At 32.7% G+C, this 24,533-nt stretch carries 12 protein-coding genes and 2 pseudogenes; 12 read left to right on the top strand and 2 right to left on the bottom strand.

Annotation, left to right across the window (positions count from 1 at the left end):
• The first annotated feature begins 435 nt into the window (after window positions 1-435).
• From HHL23_RS19910 to HHL23_RS19875, 8 genes and pseudogenes are all read left to right on the top strand, one after another.
• Entirely contained in the window at window positions 436-1,695 is a 1,260-nt protein-coding gene (locus HHL23_RS19910) for an MFS transporter (protein WP_169236498.1), read from the top strand.
• A gap of 73 nt (window positions 1,696-1,768) precedes the next feature.
• Window positions 1,769-3,156: pseudogene (locus tag HHL23_RS19905) on the top strand (Gfo/Idh/MocA family protein).
• A 265-nt stretch (window positions 3,157-3,421) separates the two neighbouring features.
• Window positions 3,422-3,559, top strand: a complete 138-nt coding sequence (locus HHL23_RS19900) for a hypothetical protein (RefSeq protein WP_169236497.1) — start codon at window positions 3,422-3,424, stop codon at window positions 3,557-3,559.
• Between the two features lie 114 nt (window positions 3,560-3,673).
• The gene (locus tag HHL23_RS19895; RefSeq protein WP_169236496.1) at window positions 3,674-4,927 is read left to right on the top strand and encodes a pyridoxal phosphate-dependent aminotransferase; all 1,254 of its coding nucleotides are present in this window, start codon (window positions 3,674-3,676) and stop codon (window positions 4,925-4,927) included.
• A gap of 133 nt (window positions 4,928-5,060) precedes the next feature.
• Window positions 5,061-5,858: a RagB/SusD family nutrient uptake outer membrane protein gene (locus HHL23_RS19890; protein WP_169236499.1), complete on the top strand. Its 798-nt coding sequence runs from the start codon at window positions 5,061-5,063 to the stop codon at window positions 5,856-5,858.
• A 1,095-nt stretch (window positions 5,859-6,953) separates the two neighbouring features.
• Window positions 6,954-9,830: a SusC/RagA family TonB-linked outer membrane protein gene (locus tag HHL23_RS19885; protein WP_169236495.1), complete on the top strand. Its 2,877-nt coding sequence runs from the start codon at window positions 6,954-6,956 to the stop codon at window positions 9,828-9,830.
• Between the two features lie 21 nt (window positions 9,831-9,851).
• Complete coding sequence (locus tag HHL23_RS19880) at window positions 9,852-11,504, top strand: RagB/SusD family nutrient uptake outer membrane protein (protein WP_169236494.1); 1,653 nt, start codon at window positions 9,852-9,854, stop codon at window positions 11,502-11,504.
• A gap of 354 nt (window positions 11,505-11,858) precedes the next feature.
• Complete coding sequence (locus tag HHL23_RS19875; protein ID WP_169236493.1) at window positions 11,859-15,671, top strand: TIM-barrel domain-containing protein; 3,813 nt, start codon at window positions 11,859-11,861, stop codon at window positions 15,669-15,671.
• Window positions 15,672-16,094: 423 nt separating this feature from the next.
• Here the strand turns inward: HHL23_RS19875 and HHL23_RS19870 are convergent, their stop codons facing one another.
• Window positions 16,095-17,093 (bottom strand): GntR family transcriptional regulator, encoded by a 999-nt coding sequence (locus HHL23_RS19870; RefSeq protein ID WP_169236492.1) that lies wholly within the window; start codon window positions 17,091-17,093, stop codon window positions 16,095-16,097.
• A 130-nt stretch (window positions 17,094-17,223) separates the two neighbouring features.
• On the opposite strand from HHL23_RS19870, the gene HHL23_RS19865 reads away from it, so the two are divergent.
• The 4 genes from HHL23_RS19865 (at window position 17,224) to HHL23_RS19850 (ending at window position 23,002) form a co-directional block, all read left to right on the top strand.
• Window positions 17,224-19,092 carry a beta-galactosidase gene (locus HHL23_RS19865; protein ID WP_169236491.1) on the top strand — a complete coding sequence of 623 codons (1,869 nt, stop codon included), beginning with the start codon at window positions 17,224-17,226 and terminating at the stop codon, window positions 19,090-19,092.
• A 265-nt stretch (window positions 19,093-19,357) separates the two neighbouring features.
• On the top strand, window positions 19,358-20,440 hold the full coding sequence (locus HHL23_RS19860) for a UDP-glucose--hexose-1-phosphate uridylyltransferase (RefSeq protein ID WP_169236490.1): 1,083 nt from the start codon (window positions 19,358-19,360) through the stop codon (window positions 20,438-20,440).
• Between the two features lie 212 nt (window positions 20,441-20,652).
• Window positions 20,653-21,936 (top strand): galactokinase, encoded by a 1,284-nt coding sequence (locus tag HHL23_RS19855; protein WP_169236489.1) that lies wholly within the window; start codon window positions 20,653-20,655, stop codon window positions 21,934-21,936.
• A 4-nt stretch (window positions 21,937-21,940) separates the two neighbouring features.
• Window positions 21,941-23,002 (top strand): aldose epimerase family protein, encoded by a 1,062-nt coding sequence (locus tag HHL23_RS19850; protein ID WP_169236488.1) that lies wholly within the window; start codon window positions 21,941-21,943, stop codon window positions 23,000-23,002.
• A gap of 958 nt (window positions 23,003-23,960) precedes the next feature.
• Here HHL23_RS19850 and HHL23_RS23000 read toward each other — a convergent pair.
• Window positions 23,961-24,482, bottom strand: a pseudogene (locus HHL23_RS23000) (transposase); the annotation flags it as partial.
• Between the last annotated feature and the right edge of the window lie 51 nt (window positions 24,483-24,533).

Below are 24,533 nucleotides of genomic sequence, written 5' to 3'. Positions count from 1 at the left end.
TGGAACATCATCGAAACCCAACTGATCAAGACCAAAGTAATTTTATCATTGAGTAGTAATACTCGAATCGTGGACTTTAAGTCCACAAACCAAACCTATGGACTTTAAGTCCATAGTGGTTTAGTTTCTAAGTCCTGTAAGGTTATTCTTGCTGATGTTGGGTATAGAGGAGAAATAATAGAAGCCGTAAAAGAAAATTTGGTTATCTCATACAAGTCGTTATGCGGTCTGATGATAGAAAAACAGGATTCAAACCCATTCATAAAAGATGGGTTATTGAGAGAACATTTTCCTGGTTTGATAATGATAGAAGACTTTGTCGAAATTATGAGCTCCTAATGGAAGCATCTGAAAATATGGTCAAATTATCCACTATAAAACTTTTATTGAAAAAAAATTAAACAGGCTCTTAACATATATATATTTTAAATTAATATGAAAAATCAAAGTTACGTCTTACCTATTGCAATGATGTTTGCACTTTTCTTTATGATTGCCTTTGTTACAGGTTTACAAAATCCTATGGGAGTAATTGTGAAAAACCAATTTCAGGCGAGCAATTTTCTTTCACAACTTGGAAATTTCGCCAACTTTTTAGCCTATGCATTTATGGGAATTCCAGCAGGGTTTATGCTGCAAAAAATAGGCTACAAAAAAACAGCTCTTATTGCAATTTTAGTAGGAATTCTTGGCGTAGTAATTATATTTTTGTCGGGAAAAATAGAAAGCTTTTCAGTGTATTTAATTGGAGCTTTTATTGGTGGTTTTTCGATGTGTATGCTTAATACAGTTGTTAATCCAATGCTTAATACGCTTGGAGGAGGAGGCAAAAAAGGAAATCAATTATTGCAATTCGGAGGAACGCTAAACTCAATGGGAGCTACCATAGTTCCGGTGTTAGTAGGATATTTAATGGGAGATGTGGCAAAAGCTACCATTTCTGAGGCGAATCCTGCTTTGTTTTTAGCAATAGGAATTTTTGCACTGGCATTTATAGTTTTATACTCTATAAATATTCCGGAGTCGCATATTGATACGGAAAAATCTTCTGTGAAAAATACCCGCAGACCAATTTCTTTCAGACATTTTACTTTAGGAGCTATTGCTATTTTTGTATATATGGGTATAGAAGTAGGAATTCCGAATATTGCTAATTTATATATGACCGGAGAATTGCAAATAAATGCAGCTACTGCAGGTACTGTAGTAGGAACTTATTGGTTTTTGATGCTTATCGGAAGGCTGACAGGTGGAGTTCTTGCTTCTAAATTTTCAAGCAAAGCAATGTTAACATTTGCATCTTTACTTGGATTAGTATTTGTTTTGTTGGCAATTTTGTTACCTAAAGATCAAGTGATAAGTATGCCAGTTTTCCAAACTGATATTTCTTTTGGGTTTACGAAGGTTCCAATATGCATTATGTTTCTTATTTTATGTGGACTTTGTACATCTGTAATGTGGGGAGGAATTTTTAATCTTGCAACTAAAGGGTTAGGAATATACACAGCAACTGCATCAGGTATAATTATGGTAATGGTTTGTGGAGGAGGTATTATGCCCGTATTCCAAGGATATATTGCAGATATTTTAGGCTATTTGCAAAGTTATTGGGTAATTGCACTCGAAATTCTTTACATTCTGTTCTATGCTTTGGTAGGAAGTAATTCTTCACAAGTACTAATACAAAATCTATAAATCTAATGTAATATATATTTAACGTGAGTTCGATATACTTGTTTTTTTTTAGTTTGTGAATACTAAAATAATTATGAATAAATTCAATCGCAGAGATTTTATTAAAACTGTAGGTTTAGCAGGCTTTGGAGCTTTAATCTTACCCAATTCTTTATTTGCCTATTCTGATAATAAGAACTATACCCAAAAAGTAAGAAGGGATGATTGGTGTAGGAATGCGTGGGCAAAGTAATTTGGATATTTTAGCTAAGAGGGATGATGTAGAAATTGTCGCTTTTGCAGATCCAAGTAGAAGGATGCTAGACAATGCACAAAAAATTCTCGCCAAAAATAACCGTACCAATGCAAAAGAATTTTCTAATGGGCACTACGACTATAAAAATCTTCTAAAGCTAAAAGAAATTGATGCTGTCATTGTATCAACACCATGGGAATGGCACAAAATACAAGGAATAGAAGCCATGAAAGCCGAAAAAATTGTAGGCATGGAAGTGTGTGGAGCCATAAAGCTGGAAGATTGTTGGGACTTTGTAAATACATATGAACAAACGGGTGTCCCTATTTTTATGATTGAGAATGTGTGTTACCGAAGAGATGTTATGTCCATTCTTAATATGGTACGAAAAGGAATGTTCGGGGAGGTAGTACACGGACAAGGTGGTTACGAACATGATTTAAGAGGTGTGTTGTTTAATGATGGGCCTTATAATTCGGGAGTAGAATTTGGAGAAAAAGGCTTTAGTGAAGCCAAATGGAGAACACAACACTATATAGATAGAAATGCAGAACTATACCCTACTTATGGTTTGGGATCAGTTTCTGTTATGATGGATATCAACAGAGGAAACAGATTGTTAAGGCTTTCTTCATTTTCTTCTAAAGCAAGAGGCCTACATGAATATATTGTGCACCATCCGAAAAGTGGCGAAAATCACCCTAATGCCAAAGTCAAATTTTAGCAAGGGGATATTATAACCACACAGATTGTTTGTGCCAATGGAGAAACAATACTTTTAACACATGATACCAGTTTACAACGTCCCATATAATCTTGGATTCAGAATTCAAGATACAAAAGGACTTTGGCAAGATTTCGGCTGGGGAGAATTCAATCAAGGATTTATCTATTTCGAAGAAATGATGAAGCATAGTCACAAATGGGAAAATACTGATAATTTGTTGAAAGAACATGACCATCCTCTTTGGCAGAATTATGAAAAGTTGGCAGAAGGGGCCGGACATGATGGAGTGGATTGGTTTCTCATTAATTCATTAATAGAATGCATTAAGAGAAATGTTGAGTTTCCTTTGGATGTTTATGATTTGGCTACTTGGTATTCAATAACACCACTAAGTGAAAAATCCATTGCGAACAATTGAAAAGTGATGGAAATACCAGATTTTACGAAAGGAAAATGGCAAACAAGAAAACCAGTATTTGGCTTTGATGGAAACTTCTAGTAAAACAATTGTTTTTTATCAGGAGGATTAGGAAGCCGATATAATGACCTCAAACAAGTGGATATATTTTAAATGGGAGCTGCCTTCTAGAATACTCTCTTTATGATGTTTTGAATGCGGGCTTTAATAAATTTGTTTTTATTATTAATGATAAAATTCCTGCTGATTTTGTAGAGAGAACATTTCGAAGATTTTGGAAGACGACAGAAGCGCCTAATACCATTGGGTAAAACAAAAGAAAGACAGTTTTGTTGACTATGATGATTTGATTACTAACAGAGAAAAACCTTGGGGAACTGGACATGCAGCTCTCTGTACCTCTTCTGAAGCCGATTTCAGAGATAAATTAAAATCATTAGAAGCAAAAATGGAGGACGTAAGGAAAGATCTGAAATTAGATTAACCTTACAAGAGCTCAGGAGTTTTTAAGTCTTTTTGATGCTCAGATGCCTGTGGATCAGATCCGTGAGAAAATGAACGTGGAAAACGAATATTAGTAAATTTAAATAAAAATAAAGTGAAAGTTTCAAAATTAGCGGCGAACCTGATTGGTTCCGAAATCGTAAAAATTAGTAATGAAGTTAATGATTTAAAAGCAAAAGGAGCGGAAATTGCCAATCTTACTATTGGTGACCTGAATTCTAATCTATATCCTATTCCGGCACTGCTGAAGGAGGAGATTCAGAAGGCATATCAGAATAATCTGACGAATTATCCGCCGGCCAACGGACTTTTATCTTTAAGAAAAGAAGTTTCCAAAGACTTGAAAAACAGATGGAACCTGGATTATTCTCCAAACGATATTTTAATTACTTCCGGATCAAGACCATTGATTTATGCAGTGTATAAAACAATTGTAGATGAAGGTGATAAAGTAGTGTATCCTACACCGTCTTGGAACAACAATCACTATGCTTACCTTACTTCCGCAGACGCAGTAGAAGTAAAGACAACCCCTGAAAATAACTTTCTTCCGACAGCAGATGATTTAAGACCACATTTAAGCGGTGCAGTTCTTTTAGCGCTATGTTCACCGCTGAATCCTACAGGAACAATGTTTACAAAAGAGCGGCTTTCAGCTATCTGCGAACTGGTTCTGGAAGAAAACAGAAAAAGAGAGGAAGATGAAAAACCATTGTACCTGATGTATGATCAGATCTATTCTAATCTTACTTTTGGCGCAGAACACGTAGATCCGGTTTCTCTTTTCCCTGAATTGAAAGAATATACAATTTATATCGACGGTATCTCCAAATGCCTTGCAGCAACCGGAGTACGTGTAGGGTGGGGATTCGGTCCTGCTCATATTTTAGATAAAATGAAAGCCCTGTTAACGCACGTTGGAGCCTGGGCACCGAAGCCTGAACAGGAAGCTACTGCGAAGTTCTATGAAAACCCTGAAAATGTAAACGTTTTCGTAGAAGATTTCAAAGGAAAACTAGAAGAAAGCTTAAAAGTTCTTCACGGTGGAATCCAGGATCTGAAAGGAAAAGGGCTAGCTGTAGAAAGCATCGAGCCGATGGGAGCTTTATATCTTACAATCAGATTGGACTATATCGGAAAAACAAAACCGGACGGTTCTGTAATTGGAAATTCTTCTGATTTGGTTTTCTATCTGATTAATGATGCAGGTGTTGCATTGGTTCCATTTTCAGCGTTTGGAGAAGCAAAATCTGAACCTTGGTTCCGTGCTTCTGTAGGAGGTTTAGCGGTTGACGAGATCAAAATAATGCTTCCAAAGTTTGAAAATGCTTTGAACGTTTTAAAATAATTGAAAAAAAATATATACTTCGGCTACACTTAACACGGCACAATATAAATTAATAGTTAATATGACAAGTGTCACGCTGAGTGTGGTCGAAGCGTTTTTTGAAGATAAGAAATGCAGGAAAAACTAAGTTTTTATTAATGAAATTTCCAAAAAGGCCGTTTCTGGAAACCAAACTGTTGAGTTATTCAGCATTAGGAATTATTGTTTTAGTGATTCTGAGTGTCTGGCTTTCAGGAAAAAATTCTCCTATTGGAAAAAAGACGGAACGGCATTTACGCCCCCTTCTAATGCTACAAGAGCTTCAAATTATAATAATGGTAATCCAAATAACGCCTATCTAGATGAATTTAAAGACAGAGATACCCGTTTATATGCAAGTATAATGCATCCAAATGGACCCTGGTCTTACTTAAAAGGTTTTGGGACAAGTACACTATTCAAATGGAGTAAAGGTGGAAACAATACGTCTAAGATAGGCTATAATTATAAAAAAATGGCTGATTATAGCTCATTAGATGAGAACTTAAATACAAGTAATAACTTTATGCTTATTCGTTATGCAGAGGTATTACTCATATATGCCGAAGCAAGAAATGAATTTTCTGGCCCAGATCCTTCTATTTATGATGTATTAGATCAAATTAGAAGTAGAGTAGGCATGGTAGGAATTAGCAAAACACAAACAAAAGAAACCCTAAAAGACATTATCAGAAATGAAAGAAGAATAGAACTAGCAAATGAAGGACACAGATTCTATGATATTAGAAGATGGAAAATTGCTCCAAATGTAATGAAAACAGTTTATGATATAACAAATATACAGGTTGCAACAAGAGTATGGATTGATAAGTTTTACAGATTCCCTTACCCTCAAATTGCGGTAGATTTAAATCCAAAATTAAAAGAAGCTCAAGCAGCAAAAGGATACTAAGTATAGATGAAAAAAGATTAGTGGGAAGTTAACTCTTAAGTTTTCGGTTTATACATTAATCATATTTTCGGTGTGCACATCATAAAAAGTGCATCCTGATTATAGAGTTAAGCAGTGATTATATTAGCAGACAGGTTTTATTATGTCTGTTATTAAAATAAATATGGGTAGCTTTTTTAAACGAAACCGTTGAATAAGTTATCCATAATTCTTCTTCTCTCAATCCAAAAAAAGTTTTAAAGCCACAGATGTTAAAGATATCTTTCAATCTCCTTTGGCTTATTTTTCATTATTAAATACATAAAACAGAAGTGTGTAAAACATATTCTTTTTGTGAAGAATATTACATATGGTAATAGCAGAAAGGTTACTTAAAACGCTCTTATAATACAGAAAATTAATAGGTTAAACGGATTTTTTCCTCTTAAAAAGTAGAAAAGCAGGAAGTAAAGTCTGCCAACCATAACCAATCTATAGGGGGGCTTTCTAATAACACATATTCAAATGATTTTCAAACTGGTGGTAAAGGTACAAAAACTGGTGGCTACCAGTATGGAGATGTGATGTAAAACTATACATTTGAGTAACATAGAGTTAATATTATAGCAATATCTAGTTCACACTCGGACAAGGAAAAGAAGAAGAGAATATATAGTGTATTTGTGCATCATCAGGAGGTGTCCATTTATATATTTTCCAATTGTGCTAGAACAGAGGTTTACATTATATAATATGGAAGGTCATAATTTTTTTGTTCTTGCCAGGAAAAAGGTAAAATGGATATGGTTTTAAAATTCAACTTCATCTAGAAAGCTAAATCTCAAATAAAATGTTTTGGACAAAAGGGCATTATTAAAAAATAAACTGCTCAATACAATAAAGGATATTAGGCCGTGAAGGGAGTAAAAAAAAGAAGCGATTGCATTTAAAAGTGAAAACAAGACTGAAATAGTCATTTGGTTCTATAGAATTTGAAGAGCAAAGAGTAATATAAGACCTTTAGATTTTTCTTATTATATCTTATCTATCAAGAAAGATTGGTAAGAAACTAACTATCCTTAAATAGAATAATATTTTAATAAAAATGAATAAAAGATGAAAAAAGCAACAATTTGTATTTTGAGTGCAGTTCTAATGTCATCTATAACATTAGTGGATGCACAGGAAACTAAAAACAAACCTTCGGACTCCATCATGAAAAAAGTAAAAGATGTGGACGAAATTGTTTTAATAGGATACGGAAAACAGAAAAAGGGAACCGTTTCTGGATCTATAGTTTCTGTTGATAAAAAGATACTACAGGATCGCCCAACAACAAGCTTAACAGCGAGTATACAAGGTGCTTTACCAGGAGTTACAATTAAGTCTTCTTTAGGAGATGTAGGTTCTGTACCTGCCTTAAATGTAAGGGGAAGAAGTGTTGCTGGTAATTCACCACTCTATATTATAGATGGTATTCCCTCTAGTGCTGCAGATTTTTCTAGGCTAAGCCCAGCTGATGTTGAAAATATAAGCATATTAAAAGATGCTTCAGCAGCTATCTATGGTACAAGAGCTGGTTATGGTGTAATTCTTGTCGAGACCAAAAAAGGTGGTGGAGGTAAGATGAGTATAAGTTATAATATGTATAATGCCTATCAGACACCAACTTATTTACCTAAGTATGTAGGTGCTGTTGAATATATGAAAATAAAAAATGAAGCATATTACAACGCTAATAATAGTGTCGGTTATTTTTCTCAATATAAGCAAGAGCAAATAGATCTTACAGCTGTAGGTACAGACCCAGATAGATACCCTAACACAGACTGGTATAAAGCAACTTATAGAAAAATGGCAAATGTGCTTAATAATGAGATTAATGTATCAGGTGGAGATAAAATTCGTTATTTCGCAAGTTTAGGGTATTTGAAACAGGAGTCTCTATCACCTACAAAAGGTATGGATAGATATTCTTTTAGGACAAATACATCCTCTAAATTAAGCGATAAACTTACAGTAAATTCTAATATATCGTTTATCAAACAAATGATCAATGATCAAGGAGGTGGTATTAATACTACAGAATTGGCAAGAATATCTCCTACAATGGCATTAAGACAATCCAATGGATGGTGGGGATCTATAAATGCGGGTAAAGTAGATAACACATTTGCGAATACCAATCCTGTAAGAAATAACATAGAGGGTGGAGATTCTAAGTCAAATGATCAAAAATTTATGGGTGCATTATCTGCAAACTACACTCCTATAGAAGGATTAAATGTAGATGCTCAAATCAGCTATTCAAACTGGAACTATCGTTCAGGCACTTTTGTAAATACATTAAACCCTGTATACAATTTTTTAACTAAAGCTCCTATTGGTGCAACTTCGAGAGCGATTAATAACTATTCTGAGTCTTGGAATTCTGATGAATTACTTAATACTCAGGTCTTGGTAAGTTATGAAAAAAAAATATCATCACATTATTTTAAAGTTTTGGGAGGTGCTTCCTATGAAGACTATACAGTTAGATCAATATATGGTAAAAAATCTAATATACCAAAAGACGGATTGCATGCTTTAAGTGCTCTTACTACCCTTGATGGAACCTTAGATGAATTAAGGTCCAATACTCAGCAATATGCTTTCCAGTCTGCTTTCGCTCGTATCAATTATAATTATCAAGAAAAATATTTTTTAGAAGGTATTATAAGGGCAGATGCATCTTCGCGTTTTGCTAAAGAAAATAGATGGGGCTATTTTCCTGCGATTATGGCTTCTTGGAGGCTAGATAAGGAGAATTTTATTAAAAGCTTAAATTTTATCAATACACTAAAATTAAGAGGTTCTTATGGCAGCACTGGATCTATCAATACTATTGGTTATTATGACAGTCAGACGTATATGGATAATAATTCTTCAGTTCTAGGGAATGTTATAGTTGGGACAGCGGTACCAGGCAAGCTTGGTTTTTCGGATATAGGTTGGGAAAAAATTGTCACCAAAAATATAGGTCTAGATGGATCTTTATTCAGTAATACTTTCACTTTCTCAGTAGATTTATATAATCGTCTTACAAAAGGTGCATTAATGAGCAATCAATTAGAATATGAAACAGGTGTATTAGGAAACCAAGCGCCGCCAATAAATGCAGGAGATGTAGAAAATAAAGGGATAGAAGTTACTTTGGGATACAATAAAAATTTTGAAAATGGAGACTTTTATATCAATGCTAATTTTGCTAAAAACCAAAATGATATTCTTTCACTTGTAAATAGCAAGCCCCTATACAGTGGTTATTGGATAACACAAGTAGGAGGTTCAATTGGTGATTTCTACGGATACAAAACTGCTGGTCTCTTAACCCAAGAGGATATTAATAATAAATATCCTAAATTATATAGCTCTTCTCAACCTGGTGATATAAAGTATGTAGATATTAATGGAGATGGAGTTGTTAATGAGAACGATAGAACAGTAATAGGAAATGATGTTCCAAGTTTTACCTATGGTCTAAGCATAGGAGGTAAATATAAAAATTTTGATCTTAACGTAGTGGGGCAAGGGGTAGCTAATGTTAAGGTATATCTGGATAAAGAATCTTCTCAGGCATTTTTCAATGGAGGCAATATAAAACAATACGTTTTAGATAATAGATGGACTCCTGAAAATCCAAATCCTAATGCCTTGTATCATAGGGTATTGCCATCTGGAGGAGGAACTCAAAATATAGGTGTCACTTCAGATTATTGGCTTTTTGATGCAAGTTACTTCAGAATTAAGTCTATTACTTTGGGGTATTCCATTCCTCAGGAAGCAATTAGCCACATAGGATTGAAAAAATTCAGAATATATGCAAACTTAGAAAATTACTTTACATTGAGAGGAGACAAAAGAATGAAAGATTTTGATCCTGAAATAGCAAGTACTCGTTCAACATATCCGTACTTAAAGACCATATCGTTCGGTATAAATGCAACTTTTTAACTTAAAATGAAATATCTAAAAATGAAAAAAATAAAAATTATATTACTATCAGTTACCCTAGCTATAGTTACTAGTTCTTGTAATTTAGATAGGTTTCCAGAAGACAAAATATCAGAAGATACATTTTGGAAAACTGAGAAAGACGCTACCATGGCATTAAATGGTATTTATACATACTTGTCTAGCGCAGCTTATAGCAATTTATATAACGATAGTTATACCGATAATTCATTTGCTCAATATCCTTGGGAAACAACTGCAGTAGATGCTTCTGCAGGAAACATACTTCCTTCTACAGATTTCGGATATAACTTTGTTACAATTAGGGGGGTAAATACCTTTTTAGAGAATATTGATAAAATTCCAATGGACAAAAATCTTGCTAAAAGATATATAGCAGAAGCAAGATTTATAAGAGCTTTTAATTATTTTGATTTATCTCAGTACTTTGGAGCTCTTCCATTAGTGCAAAAATCAGGCGAGTTAGATGGTGCCAACCTTACACCTATTTCTGAAGCTAATATTGATGATTATGTTATCAGTGAATTGAGTGCTATAGAAAATGATTTACCAACTACTTATACTTCAAGTCAAGATAAGGGTAGAATAACAAAAGGAGCTGCATTGGCATTTAAAGCAAGGGTATATTTGTACACGGGAAAATATAAAGAAGCTTACGAAACTGCTCAATTGGTAATTAATTCTGGCACTTACAAGCTTTTCAATACTGCAACAGTAGATAAAAGTACAAACTATGACAATTTTGTTACGTATACTTCTACCACAGATAAAGATAATTTTTACAAAGGTTTAAGTAATTATCAGGCATTGTTCTGGGCAAATAATGATGGTAATATAGAATCAATTTTGGAAGCTCAATATATACCGGATTCAAAAGGAACACATAGTAACTCCATGACCCTTCTCCTATTGCCAAATGAAGAGAGTGGTTGGAGTTCTATTACCCCAACAATTGATTTGGTAAATGCCTATTGGAAAAAAGACGGAACGGCATTTACGCCCCCTTCTAATGCTACAAGAGCTTCAAATTATAATAATGGTAATCCAAATAACGCCTATCTAGATGAATTTAAAGACAGAGATACCCGTTTATATGCAAGTATAATGCATCCAAATGGACCCTGGTCTTACTTAAAAGGTTTTGGGACAAGTACACTATTCAAATGGAGTAAAGGTGGAAACAATACGTCTAAGATAGGCTATAATTATAAAAAAATGGCTGATTATAGCTCATTAGATGAGAACTTAAATACAAGTAATAACTTTATGCTTATTCGTTATGCAGAGGTATTACTCATATATGCCGAAGCAAGAAATGAATTTTCTGGCCCAGATCCTTCTATTTATGATGTATTAGATCAAATTAGAAGTAGAGTAGGCATGGTAGGAATTAGCAAAACACAAACAAAAGAAACCCTAAAAGACATTATCAGAAATGAAAGAAGAATAGAACTAGCAAATGAAGGACACAGATTCTATGATATTAGAAGATGGAAAATTGCTCCAAATGTAATGAAAACAGTTTATGATATAACAAATATACAGGTTGCAACAAGAGTATGGATTGATAAGTTTTACAGATTCCCTTACCCTCAAATTGCGGTAGATTTAAATCCAAAATTAAAAGAAGCTCAAGCAGCAAAAGGATACTAAGTATAGATGAAAAAAGATTAGTGGGAAGTTAACTCTTAAGTTTTCGGTTTATACATTAATCATATTTTCGGTGTGCACATCATAAAAAGTGCATCCTGATTATAGAGTTAAGCAGTGATTATATTAGCAGACAGGTTTTATTATGTCTGTTATTAAAATAAATATGGGTAACTTTTTTAAACGAAATCGTTGAATAAGTTATCCATATTTTTAAAAAGGCAGCTACTCTTTTGACAAAAAACTATTTTTGAAAGTCTTAATATCACAAAAGATTACAGTTAGTTTTATCATAAATATTGATCTTACTTTCTTAGAGTAGTATAAAATGTAAATTAATAAATAAAATCAAGATAAATGAATGCAGTTTTAAATTCAAAAATTCAAAAGATTTTACTCCTTAGCTCTTTTCTTTTTTTCTTCATTGGAAAACCTCAGGCTCAAAAAATTGAAAATGTTTCTAAGAAAGGAGAAACTTCGGTAGAAGTTTTGCTTTCTGGCAACAAAAAAATATTAATAGATTTTTATGGAGAAAATATTTTTCGATTATTTTTGGATCCCAAAGGTGGAGAAGTAAGAAATCCTGAAGCGATACCTCCCGCTCAAATTTTAGTAGATCAGCCTAGAAAAAAAGTGAAAGAAATTGCTGTCAAAAATTTATCACAGACTGTTTCTATCTCTACCAGTAAAATTAAAATAGAAATTGAAAAAACAACTTCTTTATTTAAAGTATTTAACTTGAATCTTAATAAAGAGGTCTTTTCTTTTATTGCTCCAATTGAATTTAATTCTAAAGAAGTAGTGCTGACTTTATCTCAAGGAAAAGATGAATATTTCTATGGAGGTGGTGTACAGAATGGGAGATTTTCTCATAAAGGAAATACTATTTTAATTGTGAATCAAAATAGCTGGACTGATAGTGGTGTAGCATCTCCAAATCCTTATTATTGGTCTACAAATGGATATGGGTTTATGTGGCATACATTCAAAAAAGGATATTATGATTTCGGTAAACAAAATAAAAATGAAGTGAAACTGGCTCATGAGATTAATTACCTGGATGTTTTCTTTATGGTAGATGATAATCCTAAATCTCTGTTGAATGATTTTTATCAGCTTACAGGAAACCCTATACTTTTGCCTAAGTTTGGTTTTTATGAAGGGCATCTTAATGCCTACAACAGAGATTATTGGAAGGAAGATGACAAAGGAATATCATTTGAAGACGGAAAAAGATATAAAGAGAGCCAAAAAGGAAATGGAGGAGTTAAAGAATCGCTAAATGGCGAAAAAAACAATTATCAGTTTTCTGCCAGAGCAGTTATAGACCGTTATAAAAATGCAGATATGCCTTTAGGATGGATATTGCCAAATGATGGTTATGGTGCAGGATATGGACAAACAGAAACTTTGGAAGGCAACGTTGCAAATTTGAAATCATTTGGAGATTATGCCAGAAAAAACGGAGTAGAAATAGGATTGTGGACACAATCTGATTTGCATCCAAAAGAAGGAATAAGTGCTCTTTTGCAGAGAGATATTATAAAAGAAGTGGGTGATGCAGGCGTAAGAGTGCTAAAAACGGATGTTGCTTGGGTAGGCCCTGGCTACTCATTCGGGCTGAATGGCATTTCAGATGTGGCTCAAATAATACCACGCTATGGTAACGGAAGTCGTCCTTTTATCATTTCGCTAGACGGCTGGGCTGGTTCACAACGATATGCAGGTATTTGGACAGGAGACCAAACTGGTGGAGAGTGGGAATACATCAGGTTCCACATTCCTACATATATAGGTTCTAGTTTGTCTGGCCAGCCTAACATTACTTCGGATATGGATGGCATTTTTGGTGGGGAAAACCCAATCATCAATACCAGAGATTTCCAATGGAAAACCTTCACTCCTATGCAACTAAACATGGATGGCTGGGGAACAAATGAAAAGTATCCTCATGCTTTGGGTGAATCGGCTGCTTCTATTAATAGGAATTATTTAAAATTAAAGTCTAGCTTAATTCCTTATACTTATAGTGTATCTAAAGAAGCTGTAGATGGATTGCCAATCATCAGAGCAATGTTTTTACAACAGGCTAATGATTATACCCTCGGAAAATCTACTCAGTACCAGTACCTGTATGGTCCATGTTTTTTAGTGGCTCCCATATATCAAGCCACAAAAATGGATAAAGAAGGGAGTGATATTAGAAATAATATTTATCTTCCTAAAGGAAATTGGATTGATTATTTTACGGGGCAAACTTATGAAGGAGGAATTATTTTAAATCATTTTGATGCTCCAATTTGGAAACTTCCTCTATTTGTGACGCCAGGCGCTATTATTCCGATGGTAAACGCTAATAATAATGTTCATCAAATCAATAAAAAATTAAGAATTTATGAAGTGTATCCTTCAGACAAATCTAGTTTTATAGAATATGACGACGATGGCATAACCGAAAAGTATAAGAAAAATGAATCTGTAAGCACCCTTATAGAAAGTAATGTAGTAAAAAATACTGCAACAATAAGCACTTCTCCTACTCAAGGTAACTTTAATGGTTTTGAAAAAGAAAAAATGACAGAATTTAGAATTAATGTTACTAAAAAACCATCCGGTGTAAAACTTTCTATTGGAGGTAAAAATATAAATCTGAATACAGTAAATACTTTAGATGAATTCAATAATGCCACAAACGTATATTTTTACAATAGCAAACCCGAATTCAATAATTTCTCTACAAAAGATTCTGAATTTGCAAAGGTTTCGATTACCCGAAATCCACAACTTTGGGTAAAAACAGAAATTACTGATATAAGCAAAAACAAAGTAGAGCTTGTCATTAAAGATTACCAATTTACCAATTCTAATCAATTAAAAAATAATTTTGGAGCATTTGCAGAAGCTTTAAAACCAATCACTTCAGAAAATACAAACACCGCGTATTCTATATTACCATCGTGGAATAAAATTCCTAATGCTGATTACTACGAAATACTATATAACAATATGGTATACAGTAATATAAAAGATACCTCTTTCTTGTTTGAAGGATTGGCTTCTGAAACGAAATATGATTTCAAATTAAGAGCCGTAAATAAAACCAATACTTCTGATTGGGTTCCTTTTTCATCTCGAACCAATAAAAATCCTTACGAATTTGCAATTAAAGGCATAAAAGCCACAGCAACAGTTCCAAGTCAGGAAGGAGAAGGTATAGAAAATCTTTTTGATCAGGATGTGAGCACGAGCTGGCATTCAGATTATGAAAAAAGCAAAGTCCCTTTTGAAATAATTTTAGATTTAGGCTCTATTAATACAATAAGCAAATTAGAATATATCCCTAGAAACAGCGGTTACAACGGAATATGGATGAATGGTAAAATTTCTTATAGTGATAATAAAAAAGATTGGACAGAACTTGGCTCTTTTACGTGGGATAGAAATAGCAAAATTAAATCTTTAGATTTCGCCACACATCCTACCACACGATTCATCAAAATTGAAGTCAGCAATGCTTTCAGAAACTTTGCTTCTGGAAATGAGTTATACGTCTTTAAAGTACCAGGTTCTGTAAGTTTACTTCCTGGCGATATCAATAATGATCAAAAAATTGATATGAATGACTTTACCTCATATATTAATTATACAGGTTTGAAAAAAGGAGATTCTGATTTTGAGGGGTATATTAGCAATGGAGATATTAATAAGAATGGTTTCATTGATGCATTTGATATCTCTAACGTCGCTACAAAAATAGATGGAGGAGTAAACGGTGAAGAATTGAAACCACTGCAAGGTAGCATTTCAGCCTTTGCCTCAAAACAGCAATATGCTAAGAATGATATTGTTGAAGTAGTAGTAAAAGGTAGTAATCTACAATCTGTAAATGCATTGAGTTTTGCTATTCCATATAACCAACAAGAATTGGAATATATAGGAATTACGCCATTAAATATCGGACAAATGGAAAACCTAACTTATGATAGGCTGCATACCAACAAAGAGAAAATATTATATCCTACGTTGGTTAATGTAGGACAAAAACGTCCTTTAGAAGGCACAACGGATTTATTCATTATTAAATTTAAAGCAAAACGAAACGGATTATTTAATATGAAAGCCACTAACGGATTACTGGTTGATAAAACACTGAATTCTATTAACTTTTAATTATGAAGTTGTTTAAAGCAAAAGAAAGTTTTTTAGCTTTTGTTTGTATTTTTATGAAACAACTTTAAAGGTTTAATAGTCAAAAATAGTTGGTAAAATTCTTTGTATTACCAATTATTACTGATGATACAGAAAGTTTATTGAACTTTGTTTCAATAAACTTTTTTTATGACTGAAAATTCAAAAAAAATCGTTGTTGGAGTTGCAAAAGTCTGGATGTGATTTCTTGGGGAAAACAAAATAAGAAGCATCACTTTAAATGTTAAATTTGTAGAATTTATTTTACCTCCGGAAACTGCTGGTGAGTTGCTCCTCAGCAGAGCTCAATTCATCTTCCAATCAACCGCCAAATATTACGAATTATTTTTGTGAAAAACACTAACTATTTTGACCTCATTACCCATAAAATTTAATTCAAATCAATTATAGTGAATTCCTGATAATTAAATCAGAAGCATTTTCAATTCTTTCTTGTTTGGTATTAAGAACCATCTCTGCTAGAATTTTTCCCATTTGCCAAAAATCCGTAGAAATTGTAGTAATGCCATTTTCTACAATACTTTTAAGAGGTGTTTCATTATAGGAGATAATACCGAAATCTTTTCTAATCTCTAGTTTCTGCTTTTTAGATTGTTTAATGACGTTTACTAAATGCTTATCATCTGGAATTATAAATACGTCTCCATTCAGTATTTCCTCATCTGTAAAATTACTGATAATGATATGTTTCTTTTTATACTGCTCACAAAAACTAGTAAATCCTTCTACCATACCTACAGGTTCTTTTTTTCCGGGGAAAATAAGAATCAATCTTTGGTAGGCTTCAAGCATAGTTTTTGCTTTTAATAGACCATTGAGCATGTCTTTTGCAAAATTCTGGTGTACTGATGAATATTCCCTTAAAAATATATTGGTTTGATCCAATATGTATACATCCTTCTTTGGAAGGATCTTAATAATTGGTGCTGTATTATTCATATTCCCAGGCATAATTATATATTTTGTGTAGCTTCCATTGTTTTCTTCGATTAATTTCTTGAAGACATCAATATTGAAATAGTGGAAAAAAACATGTACATTAGCTCTTTGTTGTATATCTTCCAAAAATGAATTATAAAGGTTTTCCTTGAAAGCATTCAGCTCATCAAACAGTAGAAAGATTCGCTCTTCAAAATCCCAATCGGTACTTTTTATATAGTATCCTTTACCCAAAATGGCATTTACTATTCCTTTTTTTTTCAGTGTTTCGTAAGCATATAGGACAGTGTCTCTAGAAACGCCGAATTCCATACACACTTTATTTATGGAAGGTAACTTGTCATTTTTTTTTAGCAGTTGTTGGGCAAGAGCTTGTTCAATGGAATTTATAATCTGTCGGTATTTGGGAACAACCGAATCGGGAATTATTTTAATAATTTTCATAATATTTCAAAATTTGTTAAACTGGTGGTAAACCTGCAAAAACCGGTAGTAACTAGTTTGGTAGCATCTAGTAAATTTATAAATTTGTTTTAATATTTAGTCAATTTTAATAACTAATAAGATATATACAATGAAGTTTATTAAAAATATAATTTTAACCTTTTGCTTTGTGGGAGCAACTTTGATAAATGCACAGCAGAAACCTATTAAATATGAATCTTTCAAAATCGAAGATGGAGAATTTAAATTTAACGGACAGGCAGTTAGGTTACATTCAGGTGAGATTCATTATGCTAGAATTCCTCATGATTATTGGAGACATCGCTTAAAAATGGTTAAAGCGATGGGATTAAATACAATAGCTACTTATGTATTTTGGAATTATCATGAAATAGCTCCCGGAAAATGGGATTTTCAAACTGGGAATCGAAACTTATCTGAATTCTTAAAAATAGCAAAAGAAGAAGGCTTAATGGTAATTCTTCGTCCTGGACCTTATGTTTGTGCAGAATGGGAATTCGGAGGTTATCCTTGGTTTTTGCAAAACTACAAGGATATGAAAATTAGAGAATACAATACTGCTTTTTTAAATTCAACAAAAGCATATTTCACAGAACTTTACAAGGTGGTAAAACCTTATCTGATTGTTAATGGAGGTCCTATTGTTATGGTGCAAGGAGAAAATGAATTTGGATCTTTTGTTGCTCAACGAGAAGATATTAAAATGGAAGATCATAAAAAATATAGTTCATCTGTATTTGATCAATTAAAACAAGTTGGTTTCAAAGAAATGGAATTTTTTACTTCAGATGGCGACTGGTTATTTGAAGGAGGAGCTTTACCTGGGGCTTTACCAACTGCAAATGGAGACGAAAACCCAGAAAATATTAAGAAAGAAGTAAAAAAATATCATAATGGGGAAGGTCCTTTTATGGTAGCAGAATACTATCCCGGGTGGTTAGACCATTGGGCAGAGCCGTTCCCTCGTAAAGCGGCGGAAAGAGTAAAAAGCCATATTGAAAAATTCATGAATAATAATATTTCTTTTAATATTTATATGGTGCATGGAGGTACTAACTTTGGGTTTACCTCTGGAGCTAATTATGATAAAAATCATGATATACAGCCGAGTATGACCAGTTATGATTATGATGCTCCTATTACCGAAGCAGGTTGGGAAACTGAAAAGTATATGAAATTAAGAGATTTATTAAAAAATTCTTCTACGCCTCCTATTCCTTCAAGAATTCCAGTAATTAAGATCCCGAGTATTACATTGTCTCAGGGAATTGATTTAGAAATTTTAAAAAAGGATGTAAAACCGGTAATTAATGATAATCCTTTAACTTTTGAACAATTAAATCAGGGGCATGGCTATATTTGGTATAGCAAAAATTTTAATCAGCCAATTAAAGGAACTTTAAAACTTGATGGATTACGAGATTATGCGATTGTTTATGTGAATGGAGAAAAAGTAGGAGAACTTAATCGTTACTATAAAAAATATGAGTGTGAAGTTAATATACCATTCAATGGAAAATTAGACATTATAGTAGAAAACATGGGAAGGATTAACTATGGGGCAGATATTAATAAGAATACAAAAGGAATTACTTCTCCTGTATTTATTAATGACCGAGAAATAACAGGAGATTGGGAAATGTATGGGCTTCCTTTTGCAGAAGCTCCATCAATTGACGCCAAACAAAAATCAGATTTAAAAGAAAACAGACCAGCTGTTTACAAAGGAAATTTTAATGTATCAAAAGTGGGAGATACTTTTTTAGATATGCGACCTTTTGGAAAAGGAATTGTTTTTGTTAATGGAATCAATTTAGGAAGATATTGGTCAGTAGGACCACAACAGACCTTATATTTACCAGGGTGTTATCTAAAAAAAGGTCAGAATGAGATTATTATTTTTGAACAAAAAAATACTAAAATTCAAAAAGAATTAAACACTTTAGCCGAACCTATTTTGGATAAATTAGAACCTTAAAAATGGATTAAACTAATCAGATTATAAATTGTGGATACTTGTAAGATATATTGTAATCCTAAAATACTTTTGAAAATATTTTACTATAATAATTTAAGGTAAAGATATGAGTGATTAAAATTTCTGATTAAGAAATTAAAAAAATAAAATCAAAATATTTTCCATATGTACTATAGTCTAATACTTCTCACCAGGTTCTCTAGAAGGTATAATATTTTAATTAAAGCTAAATAAGATAAGCTTTTTTAATAAGTGAAATTTTCTTATGGAATTAAATAATAAACTCAGTATGAGTAATTCATTTAACAGTAAATATCATCCACATAGAAGGTATAATCCTTTATTAGATGAATGGATTTTGGTATCACCTCAAAGAGCAAAACGCCCGTGGCAAGGACAACAAGAAAAACCACTAACAAGCGTTCAAAATCAATATGATCCAAAATGCTATTTATGCCCAGGAAATTCAAGAGTTAATGGAGTCCAAAATCCCCAGTATGAAGGGGTGTATGTATTCGATAATGATTTTGGAGCTTTATTGAGAGTAGAAGTAACCACTGATAAAACCGAGGATGTATTGGATGAGTTACTTAAAATTAAACCTGAAAGAGGAATTAACCGAGTAATCTGCTTTTCACACGACCACTCATTGACTCTTCCTGAAATGTCTGTAGAAGCAATTACAAAAGTAGTGTCTATCTGGAAAGAAGAATATCAAAGTCTAGGAGAACTAGATTACATTAATCATGTTCAAATTTTTGAAAACAAAGGGGCAATTATGGGCTGTAGCAATCCTCATCCTCATGGGCAAATTTGGGCTCAATCATCCATTCCTTCTGAGGTGGCTAGAACACAACAAAACTTGAAGAATTATTATTATAAACATGGAACAACTCTTCTGTCTGATTATCTTCAAAAAGAAATAGGAATTAATGAGCGAATTATATTAGAAAATAATTCTTTTGTAGCTTTAGTTCCATTTTGGGCAACTTGGCCATATGAAACAATGATTATTAGTAAAAGGCAAGTAAATAGTATATTGGCTTTTACAAAGGAAGATCAGGTTTTACTTGCTCAAATGTTGAAAGATTTAGCAACGAAATACGATAATATTTTTTCAATTTCTTTCCCTTATTCTGCAGGAATACATCAGGCTCCTACAGATTTAGAATCACACGAAGAATGGCATTTTCATATGCATTTTTACCCACCTTTACTTCGTTCAGGTAGTGTGAAAAAATTCATGGTGGGATATGAAATGTTAGCAGAAGCCCAAAGGGATATTACTCCTGAACAAAGTGCAGAAATTCTTAAAAAAAGTTCAACAATTCATTATAAAAATAGATAAAATTGTCAATTTTTTTTATTATCCCACAAAACTAAATAAAAGAATAAATTAGGCAATTTTTCGCTTTTTCACAGATTAAATTTTAGTATTAGAGCTTGTTTAAAAAATATTCAGACATAATAATTGCACCTAGGGTTAGGAAAATCAATTTTGATAAAATTTAAATAAGCTCTTAATTAAAATATATTGTTTTATAAATTAAATACAAATAAATGTCAAATATTAAATATGCTGGTTCTTTAATTGAAGAGGGAGATCTCTCTCAATTTAGAGAGTTATATGGACAAAATTCAGAATTACTACGCCAGCAAGCAATCCGATATACCAAAACATTATCCCGCTTCAAAGAAATTTTTGGGGACAAAGAGGTTTCTATTTTCAGTTCACCAGGGCGAACCGAAATTGGAGGTAATCATACAGATCATAATCATGGTCGTGTATTAGCGGGTGCAGTAAACTTAGACAATATTGCTGTTGCCTCTAAAAACAATTCAAATATTGTTCGGATTGAATCTTCGGGTTATCAAACATTTGAAGTAGATTTAGAGCATCTTATTCCCAACGAAAACGAATTTTTAACATCAAACGCTCTTGTCCGTGGGATTAATGCTCGATTAAATGAATTGGGATATCAAATAGGAGGATTTGATGCTGTAATTGATGGTTGCGTTCCTAAAGGTTCAGGATTAAGTTCTTCAGCTTCATTTGAAGTTTTAATTGGAGTAATTATTAGTCATTTATTTAATGAAGGTAAATTAGATCCCATATTAAATGCTCGTATAGGACAATATGCAGAAAATGTTTTCTTTGGAAAACCTTGTGGATTAATGGATCAAGTAGCCTGTTCGGTAGGAGGATTAGTAACCATTGACTTTGCAGATGTAAAAAATCCCATTGTTAAAAAAGTAGATTTTGATTTTACTTCTACTGGTTTTTCTTTAGTGATTACAGATACTAGAGGAGATCATACCAATTTGAATGATGAATATGCTGTTTTACCTAAAGAGATGAAAGAAGTTGCAACCTATTTAGGATGTAATGTTCTGAGAGAAACTACTTTGAAAAAAGTAATGGATATTGCACCTTCCATTCGTCAAAAAGTAGGAGATCGAGCTATTTTAAGAGCAATTCATTTTGAATGCGAAAATGACCGAGTAGTAGATGAAGTAAATGCGTTAGAAAAGAATGATTTTAAAAAATTTTTACAATTGGTAATAGATTCGGGACATAGTTCCTATATGTACAATCAAAACATCTATGTCTCAAGTAATATAAAAGAACAAGCAGTTTCATTGGGATTGGCTTATAGCGAAATCGTACTAAAAGATGCTGGAGCTTGGCGCGTACATGGTGGAGGATTTGCAGGAACAATACAAGCATTTGTTCCTAAAAAATTGCTTGAAAAATATACCACAACTTTAAATCATTTATTTGGTGCTGGTTCTAGTCATCCTTTATTTATTCGACAAAAAGGAGCTGTTAAATTAGACTTTTAAAATAATGGGTATCATAAATGAAGTGACTTTTAATGCAGTTCACAAAAATCAAAAAGTGCAATTATTTACTTTGAAAAATAAAAATGGGATGATTGCACAAATAACTAATTATGGTGCAATCATAGTTAGTATTAATGTTAAAGATAAAGAGGGAAAATTGGCAGATGTGGTACAAGGATATGATACAGCACAACAATATATTGATAAGAATGAACCTTATCAAGGAGCTATTTGTGGGAGATGTGCTAATCGTATCACAAATGGAAAATTCACATTAAACAGAAAAGAATACTCATTAGCGGTTAATAATGGAAGTAATCATTTGCATGGTGGTTTGATTGGTTTTGATAAAAAAATATGGGATGTTAAAGAATCTTCTGCCTCGAAAGTGGCTTTTCAATACACTTCTCCTGACGGGGAAGAGGGTTACCCTGGTACAGTATCTGTAACTGTAACTTATTCTATTAGTGAAAATAATGAATTACGATTAGATTGTTCAGGGACAACAGACCAAGAAACTATACTCAATCTGGTGAATCATTCTTATTTTAATTTGGCGGGAGAAGGTAGTGGAACAATAAATAATCATCAATTACAGATTGAGGCTGATTTTTACACTCCTCTTACAAAAACCTATGAACCTACAGGTGAGATTTTAACTGTAAAAAATACCCCATTTGATTTTACCTCCTTAACATGTATTGGGGACAGAATTGATGCGGATCACGATCAACTTACTATTGGAAAAGGATATGATCATAATTTTGTTTTAAAACACCGTATGCATAGTTTAGAGTTAGTAGCTACCGCTTTAGAGCCACAGTCGGGTAGAAAAATGGAAGTATTTACCACTATGCCGGGCTTACAATTATATACTGCCAATTGGATAAAAAATGAAAAAGGAAAAGAGGATCACATATACCAAGAAAGAGAGGCATTCTGTTTAGAAACGCAAAATTTTCCTGACGCAATTAATCAATCTCATTTTCCATCACCAATACTAACTCCTAAAAATGTATATAAACATTCAACTATTTACAAATTCTCAATTATTAACATCAAATAATTAGATTTAATAGTCAAAAATAGTTGATAAAATTTTTTGAGGAGCCTATTAGCTTCAAGAGTAATACTCCAAAACCTTCTATTATATTCGATTCCTGATTAAAAGATAATGGTTTCTCATTTTTACCTAGAAAATCGAATATAATGTGGTTTTTCGTCCGTATGTAAATTTGTGGATTCTATTGGTTTGAGGATAATTTTGCCCGTTTTTGATTATTATTCCAACTTCATTAAATGTGTTGGCTGAAAATTATTTATCTAAACGAGAGCCGTTTCAGTTTTTTGAAATCATATTATTGTTTATGAATATCCGTTTTTTCATCATAATTCTGTAATATTAGCAATGATGATTGGCAAAGAAAAAGTCGGAACCTCAGTAATACGAATTAATTCAATTAAAGTTATTCTTTAACATCAGCAGAACTAATCAAATTAAAAGGTAAATACTGCTTTTTGAATTAGAAGAGAATTAAAAGAAAAAAGTCGAGTGTCCTCGAAACCCAATCAAATCACTCAAAATTTTACAACTAGCAAAAGCAATGATTAACAATTAAAACAAAATATTATGAACACAACTGTCGGTAGAATTACGAAAACGCAGAGATCAACACATTGAAAAACGAAAGATAGGTCGTGACTTTTTCAGTAGTTATCAATGACAGCTAGAAGACCAAGCAGGGAGAATGCAAGGAACTAACCACCTATTATAACTGCTCGTACTGGATAGGCCCGAATGTCATAAAAATCCTTACCAAAGGGATTTTGGTAGAATTTCTGGCAGAGTAAGCTCAAGTGCATGGATAGGCAAAGATGGAAAAATCTGTTCAGGACTGAATTTTCACATATCAAATATTAAGCTTCACAGCAGTGGTGGAAAGAATTATGAAAGTCTATCGAAATAAGGTGAGGAGCCAAAAACAAGCAGTCCTTTTAATGGCGGTAAAGATGATAAATATATTCGGATTTCGGTCATCTACATTTCATTTGTTAAATAAAATAATAAGAGTTCTCCTTTTTCATGACAAACCAAATGCAATTTAAATCCATAAAACCAGTCCATTGAAGATTTCCCCCGCTCCGCCAATCCTTTAAAAACTTATAGTTGTTTATCCTTTGGTTTCTGCTAACTTTTAATATTGTACTGTCCATGAAGCTTATTCCTGTGCATTTCCCCAAACATTTTTCTTTTAAAAACAAGGCGAAAACTACAAAGCATTTTTGCTGAAGTTCTACAAATCTATTGTAAGAAAGACTTTTAGGAAACAAATCTCTCCAATAAACACAAACTATCTGTAGATAATAATACTTAAAAGTTTTATGAGCTCCCAAATGAATCCAATCATGATGCTGAATTTCAGAATCTGACATTAGAGATGCTCTGCTTTTTCTTTCTTGTGCCCACCAAGTACTCCCAACTTCATTTTTAATTTGAGCATCAAACTCTTTACAAAAATATTTGTAATTTGATCTTTCAAATCCATAAGTAATAATTCTTTTAATATTTGAAATATCAAAAACTAAGATATACGAAT

This window comes from Chryseobacterium antibioticum (assembly GCF_012927325.1).
GTDB classification, from domain to species: Bacteria; Bacteroidota; Bacteroidia; order Flavobacteriales; family Weeksellaceae; genus Chryseobacterium; species Chryseobacterium antibioticum.
Note: the sequence above shows the minus strand (reverse complement) of the source record. Positions and strands in the feature narration are given on the sequence as shown.

Bases quoted from the DNA above. Each gene is read 5' to 3' on its own strand.
- HHL23_RS19910 (WP_169236498.1), top strand. From the start codon at position 436: ATGAAAAATCAAAGTTACGTCTTACCTATTGCAATGATGTTTGCACTT.
- HHL23_RS19885 (WP_169236495.1), top strand. From the start codon at position 6,954: ATGAAAAAAGCAACAATTTGTATTTTGAGTGCAGTTCTAATGTCATCT.
- HHL23_RS19880 (WP_169236494.1), top strand. From the start codon at position 9,852: ATGAAAAAAATAAAAATTATATTACTATCAGTTACCCTAGCTATAGTT.
- HHL23_RS19875 (WP_169236493.1), top strand. From the start codon at position 11,859: ATGAATGCAGTTTTAAATTCAAAAATTCAAAAGATTTTACTCCTTAGC.
- HHL23_RS19870 (WP_169236492.1), bottom strand. From the start codon at position 17,093: ATGAAAATTATTAAAATAATTCCCGATTCGGTTGTTCCCAAATACCGA.
- HHL23_RS19865 (WP_169236491.1), top strand. From the start codon at position 17,224: ATGAAGTTTATTAAAAATATAATTTTAACCTTTTGCTTTGTGGGAGCA.
- HHL23_RS19860 (WP_169236490.1), top strand. From the start codon at position 19,358: ATGGAATTAAATAATAAACTCAGTATGAGTAATTCATTTAACAGTAAA.
- HHL23_RS19855 (WP_169236489.1), top strand. From the start codon at position 20,653: ATGTCAAATATTAAATATGCTGGTTCTTTAATTGAAGAGGGAGATCTC.
- HHL23_RS19850 (WP_169236488.1), top strand. From the start codon at position 21,941: ATGGGTATCATAAATGAAGTGACTTTTAATGCAGTTCACAAAAATCAA.